The sequence below is a fragment of the Campylobacter sp. CFSAN093241 genome (assembly GCF_012889595.1).
In the GTDB taxonomy this organism is placed as follows: domain Bacteria; phylum Campylobacterota; class Campylobacteria; order Campylobacterales; family Campylobacteraceae; genus Campylobacter_D; species Campylobacter_D jejuni.
Window position 1 is genome coordinate 1,527,291 of sequence record NZ_CP040612.1, and the last position, 19,910, is coordinate 1,547,200.

Sequence of the window (19,910 nt, forward strand, 5' to 3'; positions counted from 1 at the left end):
GGCTTTAATCAAATTTTTCTACTAAATTTTTAGCTAATTCCTTTATATTCTCACCCTTTAATTCGCTGATTTCACCATTTTGAGCCAAGAAAATTCTATCAGCACTATCAAAATATGCATCATCATGTGTGATAGCAAAGATTGTTTTACCTTGCTCTTTTAGCAAAGGTAAAAGTTTTTTATAAAAAAATCTTCTAAAAACAGGATCTTGATCAGCCGCCCATTCATCAAGCACTAAAATATCCCTTTCTTCAAGCAAGGCTATAAGCATAGCTAAACGCTTTTTTTGCCCTGTAGAAAGTTTGGTTAAGGTCAGTTCATTATCTTTGACACTTGTTTTATTTTTAAGTTCTAAAAACTCCAACCAAAAAGCAATTTTTTCTTCGCTTGCAAAATTTTCTTTATTTAAGGTTTTAGTAAAAAGATGAAAATCGCTAAAAACAGCAGAAATAAGAGATCTATACTCATCTAAATTTTTATCATCTATAAGCGTATCATCAACATAAATTCCGCCTTTGCTTGGCTTAAAAAGTCCTGTCAAAAGCATACAAAAAGTGGATTTACCACTTCCATTTTTACCTATTAAAAATACCAATTCACCTTTTTTAAGTTCTATATTTACAGGATTTAAGTGAAAATTTTCTTCATAAGCAAATTGAGTATTTCTAAAAGAAATTTTTTTCCATTCGCTAATATAATGTGTTTTTTTAAAACCTTCTATATAATCATCTAATTCCAATTTTGCGATCTTATCCAAAGCGATTTTTGCCAAAAGCAAAGTAGGAAAAGATCCTATCATAGATACTAAAGGGGTTCGTAAAAACAAAATAGAAAGAGCTATAGTTGTAGCATCTGCAACACTTGCCCATTCAAATTTTAAAGCTAAGTAAAACTCTACACCCACTAAAGCCAAAAGAGTTACATTTGTCCAGTTGTTTGAGAGATTGTTAAAAAGATTGCCTAAAGTACTATTTTTCTTTTTCAATCTTGCATTATTTTCAAATTCATCTTCATAGTAAAGTTTGGCTCTATCACGATTGATCAAAAGTTCTTTATGTCCATCTAGTATATTTTGGTAATTATTTTGCAAAGCATCATCATTTTCCCTTGCCTTTCTAAAATACTGATATACTTTCATCATCAAAAAATTATTAGTAATAAAAATAACCATAATCCATACCACACACAAAGCAAAAATTTGTGGTGAAAGATAACATAAATAAACACTAGTGCATAAAATCAATATACTTGATTGTAAAAAATCAGGCAATCTTAAAAGCCCAAAAGATATATTTCTCACATCACTTCCTAAAGAAGCTAAAATTCTAGCCTTACCTACTTTAGCCACTCTTAACAAAGGGGTATCTAATATCTGCTTTACTACACGCCTTTGCATTTTAAAAATAAAATTTTGTCCAAAAATACTAAGTCCAAGTTCAACTATGGTAGAACTTATAAAAAATATCAAAAGCAAAACAATAAAATAAAAAATAGGAATGTTTTGTGCATTTTTAAGCAAATAATCATTGATAAAAACAAGAGTTAAAACTCCAACAGCACTTGTAATAAAAGAAAAAAGCAAAAAAGAAATCAACTTTAATTTATTTTGTTTAAGTAATTCGATAATAAAAGGCATTTATAAACTCCAAAATATAATTTTAATTATAACATTTTAAGAGTGGTTATCAAAATTTTATTTTATCTTTTACTATAAAAACAGCACAAATAGCCAATAACGCTAAAAAAATCATATATATACTCATACCATATAAAAATGGATTTTCATTTTTACTCGCGAGTGTATTAAGCCAAAAAACGAGTTGCGGAGTAATACCGCCTGAAATTGCATAAGCAATATTATAAGAAAAAGAAATTCCTGAAAATCTTATTTTAGCTCTAAAAACTTCACTCATTAAAATAGGTGCAAACACATTAATTCCACCTAAAAAACAAACAATCGAATACAAAATACACACCAAAACCAAATTTTTAAGCTCATATAAAGCATAAAAATATAAAAAAGAAAAAAATACAAAAGTTAAAGAAAAGAAAATGCAAATTTTAAATAAACCAAATTTATCTACAAGATAACCCATAAAAGCCCCGCCTAAAGCTATTCCCAAAATTCCTAATATCTGTAAATAACTTCCTTCAACCCCACTTAAATTTAAAATACTAGGCATAAATTTAGGCATTAATAAAACAAGCACAATAACACAACCTGTTAAAACCCAAGTCATCATCATTGATGAAAATAAATTTTTTACAATATCCTTTTCTTTAAATAAATCTTTAAGCGGAAAAGAACTAAGCGATGATTCTTTTTTCATTTGTTTAAAAACAGGAGTTTCTTGCAAAAATCTACGCAAATAAATAGAAATAATCCCAAAAATTCCACCTACAAAAAAAGCAATACGCCAAGCATAAGCAGCAATTTCTTCTATACTAAAAAAAGCATTAATGATTAAAAATACTATACTTCCTAACAAAATTCCTAAAGCCATAGCTGAATTTAAACAGCTTAAAAAGAAAGCTTTTTGTTTTTCTTGACAATGTTCTCTTACAAAAACCCAAGCTCCAGGCAATTCTCCACCTATAGCTATGCCTTGAAAAATTCTTATAAGTATCAATAAAACAGGAGCTAAAAACCCAAGAGTTTCATAACCTGGAATAAAAGCTAAGACAAAGGTAGGAAGAACCATTAGTAAAATACTTAGCATAAACATATTTTTACGCCCAAATTTATCTCCAAAATGTGCCATAACTATACCACCCAAAGGACGTGCTAAATATCCAGCTGCAAATGCTCCATAAGTATTTAATAAAGCCCAAAATTCACTCATATCTTTAGGAAAAAATACATTGGCTATATATTCAGCAAAAAAGACAAAAATAATAAAATCATAAAATTCTAAAGTTCCTCCTAGTGAAGAAAGTCCTAAGATCTTAATTTCCTTTGTTCCAAATTTTGATTTTCTCATTGATTAATTACCTTAAATTTTAAAAACATTGTTTTTATTATACTAAAATCATTTCCAAAATATTATCTAAAAATTTAAGGATAAATATGTTTAATTTTATAACCACTCTTTTAAAAACCAATCTTTATTTTTTAGAAGAAAAAACCACAAGCAAAAATTCAAATCAAACCCATATAATCTCACTTAAACAGTCTGATGATGAATTTTTAAATTTATTATTTTCTTTTTTAGTGCCACAAAGCGATGAAGATAAGAATTTTATAGAAAAAACTCGCACAAAAATCAAAAGAAATGAGCATAATATTGTTCTGATAAAAAATCCAAATTTTAATGCTTTAATAGACACAGGGTTTTTAGATACTATTGACACATTAAAAGAAAAATTACATATCCATAAAACCGATTTTAAAGATATCACTCATATTATCTTAACACACGCACATCCTGATCATATAGGTGCTTTAATGAGCGAAGAAAATCTTTTTCCAAAAGCTCAAATTTTAATTGATAAAAAAGAATATGATTTTTGGATCAAAAGCGATAGACAAGAAATTAAAAACACCTTGCTTAAACTTAAAAATATAGAATTTATTGATCATTCCAAAGATTTGATCTTTCAAAATTCAGGCATTAAAGCCATACCTGCTTACGGGCATACCCCAGGTCAAAATGCTATCATAATTGATGATAAAATAGTCTTTTGGGGAGATTTACTTCATCTTTATGATATACAAATCCCAAAACCTAAAATCGCTATAAAATTTGATATAGATCAAAATGAGGCTATACAAACAAGGGAAAAACTACTTAAAGAATTTAAAGAAAGAAAACTCAAAGTTATAGGGACTCATGCGCCTTTTATCAAACCTAAATTTTTAGATTAATTACTTAAAAATTACTAAAAATTAAGTAAAAATTTTAATAATTTTTGCTAAAATTATAGCCTTTTTATTTCATGAAAGGAGAAAATTTTGGCAAAAGATGATGTAATTGAAATTGATGGCACCGTACTTGAAGCATTGCCTAATGCAAATTTCAAGGTTGAACTTGACAACAAACATGTAATTTTATGTCATATTGCAGGAAAAATGCGTATGCATTATATAAGAATAATGCCAGGTGATAAAGTAAAAGTAGAACTTACACCTTATAGCCTTGATAAAGGGCGTATAACTTTTAGATATAAATAATCTAAGTTATTTAAAAGCTAATTTTAGATAAAATTAGAGTTTTTGCGACAAATTACATCGAACTATATGAAGAAGTATTTTTAAAATCCACCACTTATTTTGAAAATAGTTGGTTATTCATAAAACCTGATGTAGTCGTAAATCAAGTGGAATTCATTCAAGGAGACGCTCATGAAAGTGAGACCATCGGTTAAAAAGATGTGCGACAAATGCAAAGTAGTTCGCCGTAAAGGCGTGGTTCGCATTATTTGCGAAAATCCAAAACATAAACAAAGACAAGGATAAACATGGCTCGTATTGCAGGTGTGGATTTACCAAAGAAAAAAAGAATTGAGTATGGACTAACCTATATTTATGGTATAGGACTTTTCACTTCAAGAAAAATTCTAGATAAAGTAGGAATTTCTTATGATAAAAGAGTTCATGAGTTAAGTGAAGATGAAGCAGCAGCTATCCGTAAAGAAATTCAAGAAAACTATATGGTTGAAGGGGACTTGAGAAAACAAGTTGCTATGGATATTAAAGCGCTTATGGATTTAGGAAGCTTTAGAGGTTTAAGACACAGAAAAGGCTTACCAGTTCGCGGACAAAAAACAAAAACAAACGCAAGAACTAGAAAAGGTAAGAGAAAAACTGTTGGTGCAAAATCATAAGGATAAATCATGGCAAAAAGAAAAATCGTAAAGAAAAAAGTAGTTAAAAAAAATATAGCAAAAGGTATTGTTTATATCAGTGCGACTTTTAACAATACTATGGTTACAGTAACTGATGAAATGGGAAATGCTATCGCTTGGAGTAGTGCAGGTGGTTTAGGATTTAAAGGTTCTAAAAAATCAACTCCTTATGCAGCACAACAAGCAGTAGAAGACGCTTTAAATAAAGCAAAAGAACACGGAATTAAAGAAGTAGGCATTAAAGTACAAGGACCAGGAAGCGGTAGAGAAACTGCTGTTAAGAGTGTAGGTGCTATGGAAGGAATCAAAGTAACTTTCTTAAAAGATATCACTCCATTAGCTCACAATGGTTGCAGACCGCCTAAGCGTCGTCGTGTCTAAGATATAAGAAAAATTTAGGAGAATATTATGGCAAGATATAGAGGACCAGTAGAAAAATTAGAAAGACGCTTTGGTGTTAGCTTAGCATTAAAAGGAGAAAGAAGACTAGCTGGCAAAAGTGCACTAGATAAACGCCCTTATGCACCAGGACAACACGGAGCAAGAAAAGGTAAAATTAGTGAGTATGGACTTCAATTAAGAGAAAAACAAAAAGCTAAATTTATGTATGGAGTAAGCGAAAAGCAATTCCGTCGTTTATTTGCTGAAGCAGCAAGAAGAGAAGGAAATACAGGGGTATTACTTATCCAACTTTTAGAACAAAGATTAGACAATGTAGTATATAGAATGGGTTTTGCTACAACACGTCGTTTTGCAAGACAACTTGTAACACATGGACATGTTTTAGTAAATGGTAAAAGAGTGGATATTCCTAGCTTTAGAGTAGAAGCAGGTGCTAAAATCGAAATTATCGAAAAAAGCAAAAACAATCCTCAAATTACAAGAGCTATCGAACTTACAGCACAAACTGGAATCGTTGCTTGGGTTGATGTTGAAAAAGATAAGAGATTTGGAATTTTCACAAGAAAACCTGAAAGAGAAGAAGTTGTCATTCCGGTTGAGGAAAGATTTATCGTTGAGCTTTACTCTAAATAATAGGGGCTAAATATGAGAAATATTACAACATCTGCTTATACGCCAACAGAATTTACAATAGAAAACATTAGTGATACTGTGGCTAAAATCAGTGCTTGGCCTTTTGAGATCGGCTATGGAATCACCCTAGCCCATCCTTTACGCCGTTTACTTTACACTAGCACCATAGGATATGCTCCAACTGCGATTCATATTGATGGCGTAGCTCATGAATTTGATAGCATGCGTGGTATGCTTGAAGATGTAGCACTTTTTATCATTAATCTAAAAAAACTACGCTTTAAAATTAAAGGCGACTCAAATAAAGAAATAGTAGAATTTAGCTTTAAAGGCTCAAAAGAAATTTACGGCAAAGATCTAAATAATGATCAAGTAGAAGTAGTAAATAAAGACGCCTATCTAGCAACAATCAACGAAGATGCTGAACTCAAATTCACATTGATCGTTGAAAAAGGTATTGGCTATGTACCAAGCGAAGAAATTAAAGAGCTTATAAATGATCCTAAATTTATAGCTTTAGATGCTTTCTTTACACCTGTAAGAGAAGCAACCTATGATATTGAAAAAGTTTTATTTGAAGATAATCCTGATTATGAAAAAGTGGTTTTAACCGTAACAACTGATGGACAAATCACTCCAAATGAAGCTTTTCAAAATGCTCTAGAAGCTATGTATAAACAATTATCAGTATTTGATAAAATTACCAATGTTAGAAGTGTAATTAAAAATCAAGCAACAAGCAATGAACTAGAAAATACTAAATTATTGCAAAACATTACAGATTTAAATTTAAGTGCTAGAAGTTATAATTGTCTTGAAAAAGCAGGAGTGGTTTACATAGGCGAGCTTGCTTTGATGAGTGTAAGTGAACTTGCAGGGCTTAAAAATTTAGGTAAAAAATCTCTTGATGAAATTAAAAACATCATGGAAAGCATAGGTTTTCCTGTGGGAACTTCTAAGCTTAGCGATAATAAAGAAATACTTAAAAATAAAATCGCAGAATTAAAAGCACAAAACGAAGGATAAAGAATGAGACATAAACATGGATATAGAAAACTTGGCAGAACTTCATCTCATCGTGCTGCCTTATTAAAAAATTTAACTATAGCTTTAGTAAATAGCGGAAAAATCGAAACCACTCTACCAAAAGCTAAAGAATTAAGAGGTTATGTAGAAAGATTGATTACTAGAGCAAGACTTGGAGATTTTAACGCTCATAGAGCAGTTTTTGCTTCATTACAAGATAAAAACGCTACCAATAAACTAGTAACTGAAATTGCTCCAAAATTCAAAGATCGCAATGGCGGATATACAAGAATCATCAAAACAAGAATTCGCCGTGGTGATGCCGCTGAAATGGCTTTCATCGAATTTGTAGCTTAATCAAATCCTAGCTTTTGCTAGGATTAATACTTCAATTAAATATCCTAAAAATAAAAAGTTTTAAATAATTATTTTAAATAAAATTAAATTTATTTATTTTCTAAAACCCTTGCTAAAAATTCAACTACTTATGCTAATATAAGTTTTTAATTTTTAATTTCAAGGATATGTTATGCAAGAAAACACTCGTTTACGCATTGCGATACAAAAATCAGGTAGACTTTCAAAAGAATCCATAGAGCTTCTTTCAGAATGTGGTGTTAAAATGCATATCCATGAACAAAGCTTGATCGCTTTTTCTACAAATTTACCCATAGATATTTTACGCGTTAGAGATGATGATATCCCTGGGCTTATTTTTGATGGGGTTGTAGATTTAGGCATTATAGGGGAAAATGTTTTAGAAGAAAATGAACTTGAACGCCAGTCTTTAGGAGAAAATCCAAGCTATAAGCTTTTAAAAAAGCTAGATTTTGGATATTGCCGTCTTTCTCTTGCCTTACCTCAAGAAAATAAATTTCAAAATTTGAAAGATTTTGAAGGCTTAAGGATAGCTACTTCTTATCCACAACTTTTAAAGCGTTTTATGAAAGAAAATGGGATTAATTATAAAAATTGTACGCTTACAGGTTCTGTTGAAGTAGCCCCTAGGGCAAATTTAGCCGATGCGATTTGCGATCTTGTTTCAAGCGGGGCAACTTTACAAGCAAACAATCTTAAAGAAGTTAAAGTCATTTATGAATCTCGTGCTTGTTTGATTCAAAAAGAAAATGCTTTAAGTAAAGAAAAACAAGCCTTAGTGGATAAAATTATGTTGCGTGTAGCAGGAGTAATGCAAGCAAGAGAATCTAAATACATTATGCTTCATGCTCCAAAAGAAAAGCTTGATAAAATTCAAGCCCTACTTCCAGGAGTTGAAAGACCGACTATCTTACCTTTAGCACACGATGAAAAAAATGTAGCTTTACATATGGTAAGTAAAGAAAATCTTTTTTGGGAAACCATGGAGGCTTTAAAAGAAGAAGGTGCGAGTTCGATTTTAGTTCTGCCTATAGAAAAAATGTTAAAGTGAGTAAAAAATGCAAATTTTAGTATATGATAATTTGGATGAAAAACAAAAAGAAGAAGCGTTAAAACGCCCTGCTATAAGTGCGAAAGATGAAATTTCAAAAATAGTAAGTTCTATCATTAAAGAAGTGCAAGAAAAAGGCGATAAAGCTTTGATAGAACAAGCTTTGAAATTTGATAAGGCTGAAATTTCAAAGATTAAAATCACTCAAGAAGAAATCACTCAAGCAAGCAATCGTTTAGATAAAGATTTACAAGAAGCTATTTTAGTGGCTTATGAAAATATCAAAAAATTTCACGAAGCCCAAATCCCACATGAAATCGCTCTTGAAACTACAAAAGGCGTTAAATGTGAAGTTTTAACACGCCCTATAGAAAAAGTAGGACTTTACATACCAGGGGGTTTGGCACCTTTGTTTTCAACGGTTTTAATGCTAGCTATTCCTGCAAAAATTGCAGGTTGTGAAAAAATCGTTTTAGCAAGTCCTGCAAAAATCAATGATGCTGTGCTTTTTTGTGCTAAGCTTTGTGGCGTGGATGAAATTTATCAAATGGGCGGTGCAGGAGCTATAGCAGCTTTGACTTACGGTACCCAAAGTGTTTTAAAGGTGGATAAAATTTTTGGCCCAGGAAATGCCTTTGTAACCGAAGCAAAACGCCAAGTAAGTAGTGATATAAACGGAGCAGCTATTGATATGCAAGCAGGACCTAGTGAAGTTTTAGTCATAGCTGATGATTTAGCTAATGAAAAATTTGTAGCTAGTGATTTGCTTTCACAAGCTGAACATGGTGCAGATTCTCAAGTGATTTTAGTGTGTTTAAGTCAAGATTTTGCTAAAAAAGCAAGTGATGAAGTCCAAAGTCAATTAGAACTTTTGCCTCGCAAAGAACTTGCAAGCAAAAGCATTGCTAATTCACGCATTATCATAGCTAAAGATTTAAATCAAGCCTTAGAAATTTCAAATCTTTACGCCCCTGAACATTTGATCATACAAACTCAAAATCCACGAGAACTTTTAAAAGGTGTAAAACACGCAGGATCAGTATTTTTAGGAGCTTATTCCCCAGAGTCTATGGGTGATTATGCAAGTGGGACAAATCATGTTTTACCTACTTATGGACTTACTAAAACGCATTCTAGTTTAGGTTTGGCAGATTTTAGTAAAAGAATGACCGTTCAAGAGTTAAGTAAAGAAGGTTTTTTAGCTTTAGGTAAAAGTGTTGAAATTTTAGCACAAAATGAGCATTTAGACGCGCACAAAAATGCAGTAACTTTTCGTTTAGAAAGCTTAAAATGAGTCAAAAAATCCTTTTTATAGATAGAGATGGCACTTTAATAGAGGAGCCAAAAAGCGATTTTCAAATCGATACTCTTGAAAAATTGCGTTTTGAAAAAGATGCTATTCCCACTCTTTTAAAACTAAAAAAATTTGGATTTAAATTTGTTATGGTAAGCAATCAAGACGGTCTTGGAACACCAAGTTTTCCAAAGGAAAATTTTGAAATCGCTCATGAAAAAATGCTTGATATTTTAAAAAGTTGCGGTATAGAATTTCAAGATATTTTTATTTGTCCGCATTTTGAAAATGAAAATTGTGCTTGCAGAAAACCTAAAACCGCTATGTTAGAAGAGTATATCAAACACGAACTTTATGATAAGGAACAAAGTTTTGTTATAGGAGATCGTGAGAGTGATATGATCTTGGCTTCAAATTTAGGCGTGCGTGGTTTAAAATACGGCGAACTTTCTTGGAAAGAAATAGAAAATGAAATTTTAAGTTCTTTTAGAAGCGCGAGTTATCAAAGAACTACTAAAGAAACAGATATAAAAGTAAAGGTATGCTTAAATGGGGGTAAGGTTAGCATTAAAACAGGTATTGATTTTTTTGATCACATGTTAGAGCAAATCGCTGTACATGGAGGTATAGGGCTTGAAATTTCTTGTAAAGGAGATTTGGAAATCGATGAGCATCATAGCGTTGAAGATGTAGCCTTAGCACTTGGAGCTTGTATCAAAAAAGCTTTAGGGGATAAAATCGGCATTGCAAGATATGGTTTTGCTTTACCTATGGATGAGTGTTTGGCAAGTTGTGCAATGGATTTTTGCAATCGTCCCCATTTAGTCTATAAAGCCAAATTTAAAAAATCTCATTTAGGGGCTTTAAGCACAGAAATGATCGAGCACTTTTTTTATTCTTTAAGCTATGCTATGGGCGTGAGTTTGCATTTAAAAGTTAAAGGCAAAAACGATCATCATAAAGCCGAAGGGCTTTTTAAAGCCTTTGCAAAAGCTTTGAAAATGGCAGTAAAAATAGAAAGTGAAAATTTAGCCAGCTCTAAAGGAGTGATATGAAAATCATCATCATCGATACAGCCTGTGCGAATTTAGCATCTTTGAAATTTTGTCTAGATAGATTAGGTTTTAATGCAACTATCAGTAGGGATTTAAAAGAGCTTGAAAGTGCGGATAAGCTTTTTTTACCTGGAGTGGGTACCGCAAAAGAAGCAATGAAAAATTTAGAACAATTTAATCTTATTGATTTTATTCAAAATACCAAAAAACCTTTGCTTGGTATTTGTTTAGGTATGCAAATTTTAGGAAATTTTTCTGAAGAATTAAATCAAGAAACCTTAAAACTCATAGATTTTACAACTCAAAAATTTAAAGCTAAAGAAGGCTTTACTTTTCCACATATGGGATGGAATGAAGTTTATAGCTCTCATGCTTTGTTTAAAGGCTTAGAAGGGGCTTATTTTTATTTTGTGCATAGTTATTGTGTAGGACTTGGGAAATACACTATAGCAGATTGTGAGTATTCGCAAAAATTTAGCGCAAGCGTAATGAAAGATAATTTTTACGGAGTGCAATTTCACCCTGAAAGAAGTAGCGAGGCTGGGGAAATTTTAATTTCAAATTTTATTAAGGATATAGGATGACTCAAATCATACCCGCACTCGATCTTATAGATGGCGAAGTGGTGCGTCTTGTAAAAGGGGATTACGAACAAAAAAAAGTATATAAATACAATCCCTTAAAGAAATTTAAAGAATACGAAAAAGCAGGAGCGAAAGAACTTCATCTTGTAGATCTTACAGGTGCAAAAGATCCTAGCAAAAGACAATTTGCTTTGATAGAAAAATTAGCCAAAGAAGTCAGTGTCAATTTGCAAGTAGGTGGAGGTATACGCTCTAAAGAAGAAGTTAAAGCTTTGCTTGATTGTGGAGTAAAAAGAGTAGTTATAGGATCTATGGCAATTAAAGATGCGACTTTATGTCTTGAAATTTTAAAAGAATTTGGTAGTGAAGCTATAGTTTTAGCCTTAGATACGATTTTAAAAGAAGATTATGTTGTGGCTGTAAATGCTTGGCAAGAAGCAAGCGATAAAAAGCTTATGGAAGTTTTAGATTTTTATAGCAATAAAGGCTTAAAACACATACTTTGCACAGATATTTCAAAAGATGGTACCATGCAAGGAGTAAATGTAAGACTTTACAAACTTATCCATGAAATTTTTCCTAATATTTGCATTCAGGCAAGTGGTGGAGTAGCGAGCTTAAAAGACCTTGAAAACTTAAAAGGAATTTGTAGTGGGGTTATCGTAGGAAAAGCTTTATTAGACGGAGTTTTTAGCGTAGAAGAAGGGATAAGATGTCTAGCAAATTAAGCTACAAAGAACTTACTTTAGAAATTTTAAAACAAAGTGACAGACCTTTAAGTGTTAATGAAATTTGGCAAAAAGCTCTTGAACAAGGCTTAGATAAAAAGCTTTCTAGCATAGGACAAACTCCAATTGCTACTTTAGGGGCTAGGATATATGTTGATATAAAAGAATTGCAACACAATTCTTTGTTTATCAAAGCTTCCCAAAAACCTACAACTTTTTGGCTAAAAGAAAGAGAAAATGAACTTTTAAAGCTTGATAATAAAAATGAAATTACTAACGAAAAACAAGAAAAAAATAAATTTCATGAAAGAGATTTACACCCCTTGCTTGTAAAATTTTTATATGAAAATTTAGATTTTAATTTAAATTGCAAAACAATTTACCATGAACAAAGCAAAAAGGGTAAAGGTGGGGAAGATAAGTGGAATTATCCTGATATTGTAGGGGTTTATTTTCCTTATGATGATTATGAAAAAGAGACCATAACACTTTTAGAAAATATCAAACAAAATAGTTATAAGCTTTTTTCTTTTGAACTTAAAATTGCTTTAAATTTTTCAAATTTAAAAGAATGCTATTTTCAAGCTGTAAGCAATTCTAGCTGGGCAAATGAAGGCTATTTGGTTGTTTTACAAGAAATTGATAGCGAAGTTTTAAGTGAGTTAAGACGCTTAAATCAAAGTTTTGGCATAGGAGTGATAAAACTTGAAAAAGATATTTCAAATTCTCAAATTTTAATTAGTGCAAAAGAAAAAGAACTTGATATTCAAACACTAAATATGCTGATCAATAAAAATCCAAATTTTAAAGAATTTATTGATGATATAAACAAACAAATTAAAGTGGGCAAAGAAGCAAAAATTCAAGCTAATTTTGATGAAATTAAAAGCGATGAAGAAATGGAAAAATATCTTAAAGAAAAATGTATTTTGGAGAAATAAATGCTTACAAAACGCATAATTGCATGTTTAGATGTCAAAGATGGCAGAGTAGTAAAAGGAACACAATTTAAAAACCATAAAGATATGGGAGATATCATAGAGCTTGCTAGGTATTATTCTCAAAATGGTATTGATGAGCTTGTTTTTTATGATATTGCTGCAAGTGCTAGAAAAGAACGCATATCAAGAGAATGGGTAAGTGAAGTAGCAAAAAATATCAATATTTCTTTTTGTGTTGCAGGGGGTATTAAAAGCGAAGAAGATGCAGCTGAACTTTTGGCTAATGGGGCAGATAAAATTTCTATCAATTCTCCTGCTTTAAATGATCCAAGCCTAATCACACGCCTTGCTAAAAGCTTTGGCGTGCAATGCGTAGTAGTAGGGATTGATAGTTTTAAAGATGAAAATGGAAATTTAAAAGTATTTCAATACACAGGGGATGAAAAAACAAGTAAACATAGTGGAAAAAGCACTTTAGAATGGGTTAAAAAAGTGCAAGATCTAGGTGCAGGCGAAATTGTTTTAAATATGATGAATCAAGATGGTGTTAAAAATGGCTATGATTTAGAACAATTAGAAGCTGTATATAAAATTTGTAAAGTACCTTTAATCGCAAGTGGGGGAGCGGGAAAAATGGAACATTTTTTAGAAGCTTTTAAACTAGGTATAGATGGGGCTTTAGCTGCTTCTGTTTTTCATCAAAAACTTATAGACATTAAAGAATTAAAAATTTATCTTAAAAATCAAGGCTTAAGTATAAGGATATAATATGCAAAATTTCAAAGAACTTAATGAAAAAATCGCTTGGCAAAAAGTGGATAATCTTTTACCTGTCATCATCCAAGATGCAAAAACTTGCGAAGTTTTAATGCTAGGCTTTATGAATAATGAAGCCTTAGAAAAAAGCTTAGAAAGTGGCAAAGTAGTCTTTTTTTCACGCACAAAACAGCGTCTTTGGATGAAGGGTGAAGAAAGTGGAAATTTCTTAAATATCATAGATTTAAGCTTAGATTGTGATAATGACACGCTTTTAATTTTAGCAAATCCTGTAGGGCCTACTTGTCATACGGGCGATATTTCTTGTTTTGAAAAAATTTCTAAAAATGCAGATTTTGTTTTTCTAGCCAGACTTGAAAAACTTATTAATGCACGCAAAAATGCCGATGAAAATACTTCTTATACAGCAAAACTTTTCAAAAGTGGTACAAAACGCATCGCACAAAAAGTTGGTGAAGAAGGCGTAGAAACAGCTTTAGCAGCGACAGTAAAAGATAAAGAAGAGCTTATTTGTGAAGCAGCGGATTTAATGTATCATTTAAGTGTTTTACTTGCAGATGCAAATCTTAGTTTCTCAGATGTGATTTCAAAATTAAAAGAAAGACATAAAGCTTAAAGCTTTATGTAAAATAAATTTATATCAATGCAAGGCTTCATTAAGTTTGACTGCTTTTTTATTTAAAGCTACTATCATAGCACCACTTATAGAATCTTGACGGAAATGTAGCCCATTTAAACCTTTAAGCTCTAAGCCTTTGTAAATTTCTTTATCAAAATTAAAATAAGGATTAAGTTTAGCAAGTTCTTCGGCATCTTTGAGTAAAAATTTCGTTCCTTCTAGCACTGCAATACCTGCATCAACTATACAATTATCCCCTAAAGGAATTCCTGTCACTGAATTAGCCCCTAAAAGACAAGCCTTGCCTACGCTTATAGCATTGCCACTTGTTCCACTTAAAACACCTAAAATCGAAGCTCCGCCACCTACATCAGAACCTTCTCCTACTATAGCACTTGAACTAATACGCCCTTCAACCATACAAGCTCCTGTTGTACCTGCATTAAAATTCACATAACTTGCCCCTGGCATGATGGTTGTTCCTGCTGCTAAAGACGCACCCATTCTTACTTTAGAACTTTCTAAAATTCTTGTATTATCCTCAGGGATAATATGTGCTAAAAATCTTGGGAATTTATCAACAAAATCGATTTTTGGATATTGATTGCTCATTTTTAAACGCATTTCATTTGCTCTTAAATACTCAAGCTCGATAGGCTTATCATCACTCCAAGCTACATTGCTTAAAAGTCCAAAAGCTCCATTTAAATTGATACTTCTTAAAGGTACTTTTTTAGTAGAAAGCAAATAAAGTTTTAGATAAATACTTTCTACACTTAAAGGTTCTTTATCTTCAAAAAGACAAACAAAAGAAAATTCATCGTCTTTAAATTTATCTTTGATAATCTTTAATAAATCAATATTTTGATGCCCATCTTCTTCTAAAAAAGGTTTAAAACAAGAAAGTGCAAAATCAATATCTTCTAATTTCAAAGTTTGCACAAACTCACTCGCATTAAAATCAATCTCCACGCCCCTTTGCATAAAAGCTTCAAGCATGATTGCCGCTGAGCCAAAATTTTGCTCATAGTTAATCAAAGCAAAACTTGCTTGTAAGATTTTATTTTTATTTAACTGTCCTCTATCAAGCCTTGCTATACCAAAAGCTTTAGGTTTTTTATAGCCACTTTTTTGCTCGATTTGTTTGATTAAAAGTAAAAAATCTTCTTTAGTATTAATCATTTTCTTTTCCTTATCCACTTAATTTTTAATGCGAACACGCACTTTTTCCATTCATCACAGGTTGTATAGCAGAATTATCCGCACCACCTTCATTGTTAATTTTTTCTATAAAGCTCCAAATTTTTTCAGCCGCCATTAAATAACGCTTTGAACTCACACTTTCAGGGTGATAAAAACTCACAGGCTTGCCTTCATCTCCACCTTCTCTTACTATCATTTCTATAGGAATTTGTGCTAAGACTTCACTTTTATAGGCTTTTGCCATATCCTCAGCCGTTCCTTTGCCAAAAATATCATACTCTTTACCGTTATCAGGACATAAAAATCCACTCATATTTTCAATCACACCCGCTATAGGAATGTGAAGTTTATTAAACATATCTAAAGCTCTTTTACTATCGTCTAAAGATACGGTTTGAGGCGTACTTACACAAACTCCTGCAGTAATAGGAATGCTTTGTGCAGAAGTAATTTGCGCATCGCCTGTTCCTGGAGGCATATCCAAAAACAATACATCAAGCTCAGGCCAAATTACATCAGCTAAAAGTTGCTCAATTGCTTTCATGATCATAGCTCCACGCCACATAAGGCCTTGACCCTCTTCGATCAAAACCCCCATACTCATCATATAAACACCATGAGTTAAAATAGGCTTTAATCTCTGCCCTACTACTTCAGGCTGAGTTTTGGTTTCACCTAGCATTCTTGGAATATTTGGCCCATAAATATCCGCGTCTAAAATACCTACTCTTTTTCCCATTTTAGCCATGGAAATTGCTAAATTTACTGTAGTTGTAGATTTACCCACACCACCTTTTCCACTTGAAACCATGATGAAATTTTTTACTTGTGGAGCGATATTTTTTCCACTTCTTGAATTACTTTTTTCTTCAGGAATTTTTGGAGTAATGATATTAAGTTCAATATTTTTTAAAGCCAAACTCGATAAAGCTTCAATAGTATTTTTACGAATTTCATTAGCTACTTCAGGATTTGCTGAAACGATTTCTATATCAATGAATACACCATCATCTTGAATTTTAATATCTTTTACAAAGTTAAAACTCACTATATCCTTTTCAAAACCAGGATATTTTACAGTTTTTAATTTCTCTAAAATTTGTTCTTTCATATTTTTTCCTTGTCTTTTAAAAAAATCAATTTTACTAATAAAATGATAAAATTTAGCTTTTTATAAGTGTATAATATGGTAACATTATAAAAACCAACAATATTAAAAAGAGGAATGAAAAAATGAGTGAAATGAGCCTCATTATGTTAGCAGCTGGAAATTCTACTCGTTTTAATACAAAGGTAAAAAAACAATTTTTACGACTTGGAAATGACCCTCTTTGGCTTTATGCAACAAAAAATTTAAGCTCTTTTTATCCTTTTAAAAAAATAGTTGTTACCTCTAGTAATATCACTTATATGAAAAAATTTACCAAAAACTATGAATTCATAGAAGGTGGTGATACCAGAGCAGAATCCTTAAAAAAAGCCTTAGAGCTCATAGATAGCGAATTTGTTATGGTAAGTGATGTAGCAAGGGTATTGGTGAGTAAAAATTTGTTTGATCGTTTGATTGAAAATTTAGATAAAGCAGATTGTATTACCCCTGCTTTAAAAGTTGCAGATACAACACTTTTTGACAATGAAGCCTTGCAAAGAGAAAAAATCAAACTCATTCAAACCCCGCAAATTTCTAAAACCAAATTGCTTAAAAAAGCCTTGGATCAAAACCTAGAATTTACAGATGATAGCACAGCTATAGCTGCAATGGGTGGAAAAATTTGGTTTGTTGAAGGTGAAGAAAATGCAAGAAAACTAACCTTTAAAGAAGATCTTAAAAAACTTGATTTGCCTACACCTAGCTTTGAAATTTTTACTGGCAATGGTTTTGATGTGCATGAATTTGGAGAGAATCGCCCTTTGCTTTTAGCAGGAGTGCAAATTCATCCTACTATGGGGCTTAAAGCACACAGCGATGGAGATGTTTTAGCTCACTCTTTAACCGATGCGATTTTAGGTGCTGCAGGACTTGGAGATATAGGAGAGCTTTATCCTGATACTGATATGAAATTTAAAAATGCCAACTCCATGGAGCTTTTAAAACAAGCTTATGATAAAGTCAGAGAAATAGGTTTTGAACTCATTAATATAGACATTTGCGTCATGGCACAAAGCCCTAAACTTAAAGACTTTAAACAAGCTATGCAAAGCAATATAGCTCATACTTTAGATTTAGATGAATTTAGAATCAATGTTAAAGCCACAACAACGGAAAAATTGGGTTTTATTGGAAGAAAAGAAGGTATGGCGGTGCTTAGTAGTGTAAATTTAAAATATTTTGATTGGACAAGATTATGAAAGTTTTAATTATTGAAAATGAAATTTATCTAGCGCAAAGCATTAGCATTAAACTAAGTGATGCTGGATATAGCTGTGAAATTATTAACTCGTTTGATGAATACAATGGTGAAAAATACTATGACATTATACTGCTTTCTACAAATACTAATAATTTTCTAAAAGCCGTAGGTCAGTTTAAACATAGTATTATTATTTTGCTTATTTCTTATATAAGTACAGATACAGTTTCAAATCCTTTGAAATTAGGTGCTAGTGATTATATTCAAAAACCCTTTATGATAGAAGAGCTGATTAGAAAAATAAAGCATTATCAGGATTTTAGAAAACTTTCAATCCTTAATAAAGCTTATCAAAGCTATATCAAATCAAGATTAGAAACAATCAAAATTCCAGAGTATAATTATAAAAAATTAAAACTTCCATTGATATTAAAATCCAACAAGCAAAGCAGTGCTGATGCTTTTGTTTTTAATTATGCAAATGAATGTGACATTACTCTTTCTTTTATTGATTTAACATCTACAAATTCAGTTGAAAAAGTTATGAAACTTCCCACAGAAAACAATCTTTTATTTTTGAGTAATTTTCAAGCATTAAAAGCAGCAGAAAAGGAAAAACTCCTAGATTTTATACAAAACAAAAATGTTATTTTGCATACCAATTCAAATACAGATGATTTAAAAATAAACTGCATTAATTTAAATGATAATGAAAAAAATATCAATAGCAATGAAATTTTAACTATAGATGAGTATGTAAAATATGTTATTATAAATTACCAAAATATATTTCCTGATACTGATCTTTCAAAAAAATTAGGCATTTCACGTAAATCTTTATGGGAAAAAAGGAAGAAATATGAAATCAGCAAGAAAAAATAAAAACATTATCATAGATCAAAATGAATTTGGCATCTTATCACTTATTAAAGAAGGTTTGCTAGGCACTTGCACTCATTTAATGAATGAAAAAGAAGTCAATGAAATCATTAAATCAGGAAAATTTAAAGGAGAAAGCTTTCCCTATCCCTTAAGCTTTGCACCAAAAAATGCCGAAGAAGCACTAAATGATATAAAATCTGGCGATAGAATCGATCTCATGCTAGATGAAAAAGTAGTAGGACATATAGATTTTAAAAGCCAATTTAAAAATAATAAAAATTTTTCTGATATTTTCAGTCCTAACACTTGCTCTTTAGAAGACATGGGAACAACTTGCATAAGTGGAAAAATAGAAATTTATAATTCTCAAATTGAAAAAATAAAAGAAAATTTTCAACAAATCAAAAACAATCTTAATGCACAAAAAATTACTGCTATAGTTTCAAGTTTTGATCCTTTGCATCGTGCCCATGAAAGAATGTTTCGTTGGACTATTGATAAAGCAGATTTAGTTGTAATTTTTCTTGTAGAATCTTTTGATGTAAATGGGTTTGAATTCGAACTTAAAGAAGCATATTTGAAAAAATTTATTCAAAACTATCTTCCACCGGATAGAATTTTCATTTTTCCATTAAAAAATATTAATATTTTTCACGCTCATTTAAATCCTGGCTTAGAAAGTATTATCGCAAAAAGTCTAGGTTGTACCAAACTAGTAGTAGGACAAAATCATACAGGACTTGGAATGTTTTATGATGATAACCAACCAAAAACCATACTTGATGATTTTTCCAAGGACTATGGCATAGAAGTGATCGTTTTGCCTGAATTTGTATTTTGCGATCAATGTCGCATGATTGTTAGCACAAGATCTTGCCCTCATGGTTGTCATCACCATTTGCACTATAATTCTCAGTCTTTAAAAGATTTACTAAGAGCGGGTATCATTCCTCCAGCAATTTTCATACGCAAGGAAGTATCTAGTGTTATTTTAACTTCTCTTTTTCCAAATAGATTAAAAAATATGCAAAAAATTTATAATGAGCTTTTTCCAACTGATGGAATTTTAGAATACAAAAATGATGAAGAATTTTATCAAAAACTTTTAGAAATTCATCAAATGTCTTATATGGTGTAATAA

23 protein-coding genes are annotated in these 19,910 nt (G+C 31.2%); 19 read left to right on the forward strand and 4 right to left on the reverse strand.

Annotation, left to right across the window (positions count from 1 at the left end):
* Positions 1–4: 4 nt before the first annotated feature.
* The gene (locus tag FBE96_RS07705) at positions 5–1,636 is read right to left on the reverse strand and encodes a multidrug ABC transporter permease/ATP-binding protein (RefSeq protein ID WP_002875179.1); all 1,632 of its coding nucleotides are present in this window, start codon (positions 1,634–1,636) and stop codon (positions 5–7) included.
* Between the two features lie 49 nt (positions 1,637–1,685).
* Positions 1,686–2,981 (reverse strand): MFS transporter, encoded by a 1,296-nt coding sequence (locus tag FBE96_RS07710; RefSeq protein WP_019260204.1) that lies wholly within the window; start codon positions 2,979–2,981, stop codon positions 1,686–1,688.
* A gap of 86 nt (positions 2,982–3,067) precedes the next feature.
* Between FBE96_RS07710 and FBE96_RS07715 the strand changes: the two genes are divergently transcribed.
* The 16 genes from FBE96_RS07715 (at position 3,068) to hisIE (ending at position 14,330) form a co-directional block, all read left to right on the forward strand.
* Positions 3,068–3,865, forward strand: a complete 798-nt coding sequence (locus FBE96_RS07715; protein WP_002872187.1) for an MBL fold metallo-hydrolase — start codon at positions 3,068–3,070, stop codon at positions 3,863–3,865.
* An 87-nt stretch (positions 3,866–3,952) separates the two neighbouring features.
* On the forward strand, positions 3,953–4,171 hold the full coding sequence (gene infA, locus FBE96_RS07720; protein ID WP_002781436.1) for a translation initiation factor IF-1: 219 nt from the start codon (positions 3,953–3,955) through the stop codon (positions 4,169–4,171).
* Positions 4,172–4,342: 171 nt separating this feature from the next.
* Complete coding sequence (rpmJ, locus tag FBE96_RS07725) at positions 4,343–4,456, forward strand: 50S ribosomal protein L36 (protein WP_002781429.1); 114 nt, start codon at positions 4,343–4,345, stop codon at positions 4,454–4,456.
* A gap of 2 nt (positions 4,457–4,458) precedes the next feature.
* Positions 4,459–4,824: a 30S ribosomal protein S13 gene (gene rpsM, locus FBE96_RS07730; RefSeq protein ID WP_002800121.1), complete on the forward strand. Its 366-nt coding sequence runs from the start codon at positions 4,459–4,461 to the stop codon at positions 4,822–4,824.
* A 9-nt stretch (positions 4,825–4,833) separates the two neighbouring features.
* Positions 4,834–5,226, forward strand: coding sequence for a 30S ribosomal protein S11 (gene rpsK / locus FBE96_RS07735; protein ID WP_002779544.1), 393 nt, complete (start codon positions 4,834–4,836; stop codon positions 5,224–5,226).
* 27 nt (positions 5,227–5,253) lie between these two features.
* On the forward strand, positions 5,254–5,880 hold the full coding sequence (rpsD, locus tag FBE96_RS07740; protein ID WP_002856574.1) for a 30S ribosomal protein S4: 627 nt from the start codon (positions 5,254–5,256) through the stop codon (positions 5,878–5,880).
* A 12-nt stretch (positions 5,881–5,892) separates the two neighbouring features.
* A complete protein-coding gene (locus tag FBE96_RS07745; protein ID WP_002851403.1) occupies positions 5,893–6,906 on the forward strand; it encodes a DNA-directed RNA polymerase subunit alpha in 1,014 nt (337 codons plus the stop codon).
* Positions 6,907–6,909: 3 nt separating this feature from the next.
* Positions 6,910–7,263: a 50S ribosomal protein L17 gene (gene rplQ / locus FBE96_RS07750; protein WP_002851332.1), complete on the forward strand. Its 354-nt coding sequence runs from the start codon at positions 6,910–6,912 to the stop codon at positions 7,261–7,263.
* Between the two features lie 172 nt (positions 7,264–7,435).
* Positions 7,436–8,335, forward strand: a complete 900-nt coding sequence (gene hisG, locus FBE96_RS07755; protein ID WP_002858407.1) for an ATP phosphoribosyltransferase — start codon at positions 7,436–7,438, stop codon at positions 8,333–8,335.
* Positions 8,336–8,342: 7 nt separating this feature from the next.
* Positions 8,343–9,629, forward strand: coding sequence for a histidinol dehydrogenase (gene hisD, locus FBE96_RS07760; protein WP_002858444.1), 1,287 nt, complete (start codon positions 8,343–8,345; stop codon positions 9,627–9,629).
* Positions 9,626–10,684 carry a bifunctional histidinol-phosphatase/imidazoleglycerol-phosphate dehydratase HisB gene (gene hisB, locus FBE96_RS07765; RefSeq protein WP_002858024.1) on the forward strand — a complete coding sequence of 353 codons (1,059 nt, stop codon included), beginning with the start codon at positions 9,626–9,628 and terminating at the stop codon, positions 10,682–10,684. The genes hisD and hisB overlap by 4 nt, the downstream gene beginning before the upstream one ends.
* A complete protein-coding gene (gene hisH, locus FBE96_RS07770; protein WP_002851270.1) occupies positions 10,681–11,268 on the forward strand; it encodes an imidazole glycerol phosphate synthase subunit HisH in 588 nt (195 codons plus the stop codon). The genes hisB and hisH overlap by 4 nt, the downstream gene beginning before the upstream one ends.
* Positions 11,265–11,996 (forward strand): 1-(5-phosphoribosyl)-5-[(5-phosphoribosylamino)methylideneamino]imidazole-4-carboxamide isomerase, encoded by a 732-nt coding sequence (gene hisA / locus FBE96_RS07775; protein WP_002851391.1) that lies wholly within the window; start codon positions 11,265–11,267, stop codon positions 11,994–11,996. The genes hisH and hisA overlap by 4 nt, the downstream gene beginning before the upstream one ends.
* Positions 11,981–12,937 (forward strand): COG2958 family protein, encoded by a 957-nt coding sequence (locus FBE96_RS07780; protein ID WP_002851346.1) that lies wholly within the window; start codon positions 11,981–11,983, stop codon positions 12,935–12,937. Before hisA ends, FBE96_RS07780 begins: the two co-directional genes overlap by 16 nt.
* Entirely contained in the window at positions 12,938–13,705 is a 768-nt protein-coding gene (gene hisF, locus FBE96_RS07785; protein WP_002851492.1) for an imidazole glycerol phosphate synthase subunit HisF, read from the forward strand. It begins immediately after the preceding gene.
* Between the two features lies 1 nt (position 13,706).
* Complete coding sequence (hisIE, locus tag FBE96_RS07790; protein ID WP_002851143.1) at positions 13,707–14,330, forward strand: bifunctional phosphoribosyl-AMP cyclohydrolase/phosphoribosyl-ATP diphosphatase HisIE; 624 nt, start codon at positions 13,707–13,709, stop codon at positions 14,328–14,330.
* 24 nt (positions 14,331–14,354) lie between these two features.
* Here the strand turns inward: hisIE and FBE96_RS07795 are convergent, their stop codons facing one another.
* The gene (locus tag FBE96_RS07795) at positions 14,355–15,515 is read right to left on the reverse strand and encodes a 2,3,4,5-tetrahydropyridine-2,6-carboxylate N-succinyltransferase (RefSeq protein ID WP_002851311.1); all 1,161 of its coding nucleotides are present in this window, start codon (positions 15,513–15,515) and stop codon (positions 14,355–14,357) included.
* Between the two features lie 25 nt (positions 15,516–15,540).
* Positions 15,541–16,647, reverse strand: a complete 1,107-nt coding sequence (locus tag FBE96_RS07800; RefSeq protein WP_002869767.1) for an Mrp/NBP35 family ATP-binding protein — start codon at positions 16,645–16,647, stop codon at positions 15,541–15,543.
* Between the two features lie 122 nt (positions 16,648–16,769).
* On the opposite strand from FBE96_RS07800, the gene FBE96_RS07805 reads away from it, so the two are divergent.
* The 3 genes from FBE96_RS07805 to FBE96_RS07815 are packed head-to-tail and all read left to right on the forward strand — an operon-like array spanning position 16,770 to position 19,907.
* A complete protein-coding gene (locus FBE96_RS07805; RefSeq protein ID WP_002851397.1) occupies positions 16,770–17,885 on the forward strand; it encodes a bifunctional 2-C-methyl-D-erythritol 4-phosphate cytidylyltransferase/2-C-methyl-D-erythritol 2,4-cyclodiphosphate synthase in 1,116 nt (371 codons plus the stop codon).
* Positions 17,882–18,769, forward strand: coding sequence for a response regulator (locus tag FBE96_RS07810; protein ID WP_002851295.1), 888 nt, complete (start codon positions 17,882–17,884; stop codon positions 18,767–18,769). Before FBE96_RS07805 ends, FBE96_RS07810 begins: the two co-directional genes overlap by 4 nt.
* Positions 18,747–19,907 carry a sulfate adenylyltransferase gene (locus FBE96_RS07815; protein WP_002851486.1) on the forward strand — a complete coding sequence of 387 codons (1,161 nt, stop codon included), beginning with the start codon at positions 18,747–18,749 and terminating at the stop codon, positions 19,905–19,907. The genes FBE96_RS07810 and FBE96_RS07815 overlap by 23 nt, the downstream gene beginning before the upstream one ends.
* Positions 19,908–19,910: the final 3 nt, after the last annotated feature.

Excerpts from the sequence above, each read along its gene's own strand:
- rpmJ (WP_002781429.1), top strand. The coding sequence starts at position 4,343 with ATGAAAGTGAGACCATCGGTTAAAAAGATGTGCGACAAATGCAAAGTA.
- hisD (WP_002858444.1), top strand. The coding sequence starts at position 8,343 with ATGCAAATTTTAGTATATGATAATTTGGATGAAAAACAAAAAGAAGAA.
- rpsM (WP_002800121.1), top strand. The coding sequence starts at position 4,459 with ATGGCTCGTATTGCAGGTGTGGATTTACCAAAGAAAAAAAGAATTGAG.
- rpsD (WP_002856574.1), top strand. The coding sequence starts at position 5,254 with ATGGCAAGATATAGAGGACCAGTAGAAAAATTAGAAAGACGCTTTGGT.
- FBE96_RS07715 (WP_002872187.1), top strand. The coding sequence starts at position 3,068 with ATGTTTAATTTTATAACCACTCTTTTAAAAACCAATCTTTATTTTTTA.
- FBE96_RS07810 (WP_002851295.1), top strand. The coding sequence starts at position 17,882 with ATGAAAGTTTTAATTATTGAAAATGAAATTTATCTAGCGCAAAGCATT.
- FBE96_RS07815 (WP_002851486.1), top strand. The coding sequence starts at position 18,747 with ATGAAATCAGCAAGAAAAAATAAAAACATTATCATAGATCAAAATGAA.
- FBE96_RS07745 (WP_002851403.1), top strand. The coding sequence starts at position 5,893 with ATGAGAAATATTACAACATCTGCTTATACGCCAACAGAATTTACAATA.
- hisH (WP_002851270.1), top strand. The coding sequence starts at position 10,681 with ATGAAAATCATCATCATCGATACAGCCTGTGCGAATTTAGCATCTTTG.
- FBE96_RS07710 (WP_019260204.1), bottom strand. The coding sequence starts at position 2,981 with ATGAGAAAATCAAAATTTGGAACAAAGGAAATTAAGATCTTAGGACTT.
- FBE96_RS07800 (WP_002869767.1), bottom strand. The coding sequence starts at position 16,647 with ATGAAAGAACAAATTTTAGAGAAATTAAAAACTGTAAAATATCCTGGT.
- hisF (WP_002851492.1), top strand. The coding sequence starts at position 12,938 with ATGCTTACAAAACGCATAATTGCATGTTTAGATGTCAAAGATGGCAGA.
- FBE96_RS07795 (WP_002851311.1), bottom strand. The coding sequence starts at position 15,515 with ATGATTAATACTAAAGAAGATTTTTTACTTTTAATCAAACAAATCGAG.
- FBE96_RS07780 (WP_002851346.1), top strand. The coding sequence starts at position 11,981 with ATGTCTAGCAAATTAAGCTACAAAGAACTTACTTTAGAAATTTTAAAA.
- hisG (WP_002858407.1), top strand. The coding sequence starts at position 7,436 with ATGCAAGAAAACACTCGTTTACGCATTGCGATACAAAAATCAGGTAGA.
- hisA (WP_002851391.1), top strand. The coding sequence starts at position 11,265 with ATGACTCAAATCATACCCGCACTCGATCTTATAGATGGCGAAGTGGTG.
- hisIE (WP_002851143.1), top strand. The coding sequence starts at position 13,707 with ATGCAAAATTTCAAAGAACTTAATGAAAAAATCGCTTGGCAAAAAGTG.
- hisB (WP_002858024.1), top strand. The coding sequence starts at position 9,626 with ATGAGTCAAAAAATCCTTTTTATAGATAGAGATGGCACTTTAATAGAG.
- rpsK (WP_002779544.1), top strand. The coding sequence starts at position 4,834 with ATGGCAAAAAGAAAAATCGTAAAGAAAAAAGTAGTTAAAAAAAATATA.
- rplQ (WP_002851332.1), top strand. The coding sequence starts at position 6,910 with ATGAGACATAAACATGGATATAGAAAACTTGGCAGAACTTCATCTCAT.
- FBE96_RS07805 (WP_002851397.1), top strand. The coding sequence starts at position 16,770 with ATGAGTGAAATGAGCCTCATTATGTTAGCAGCTGGAAATTCTACTCGT.
- FBE96_RS07705 (WP_002875179.1), bottom strand. The coding sequence starts at position 1,636 with ATGCCTTTTATTATCGAATTACTTAAACAAAATAAATTAAAGTTGATT.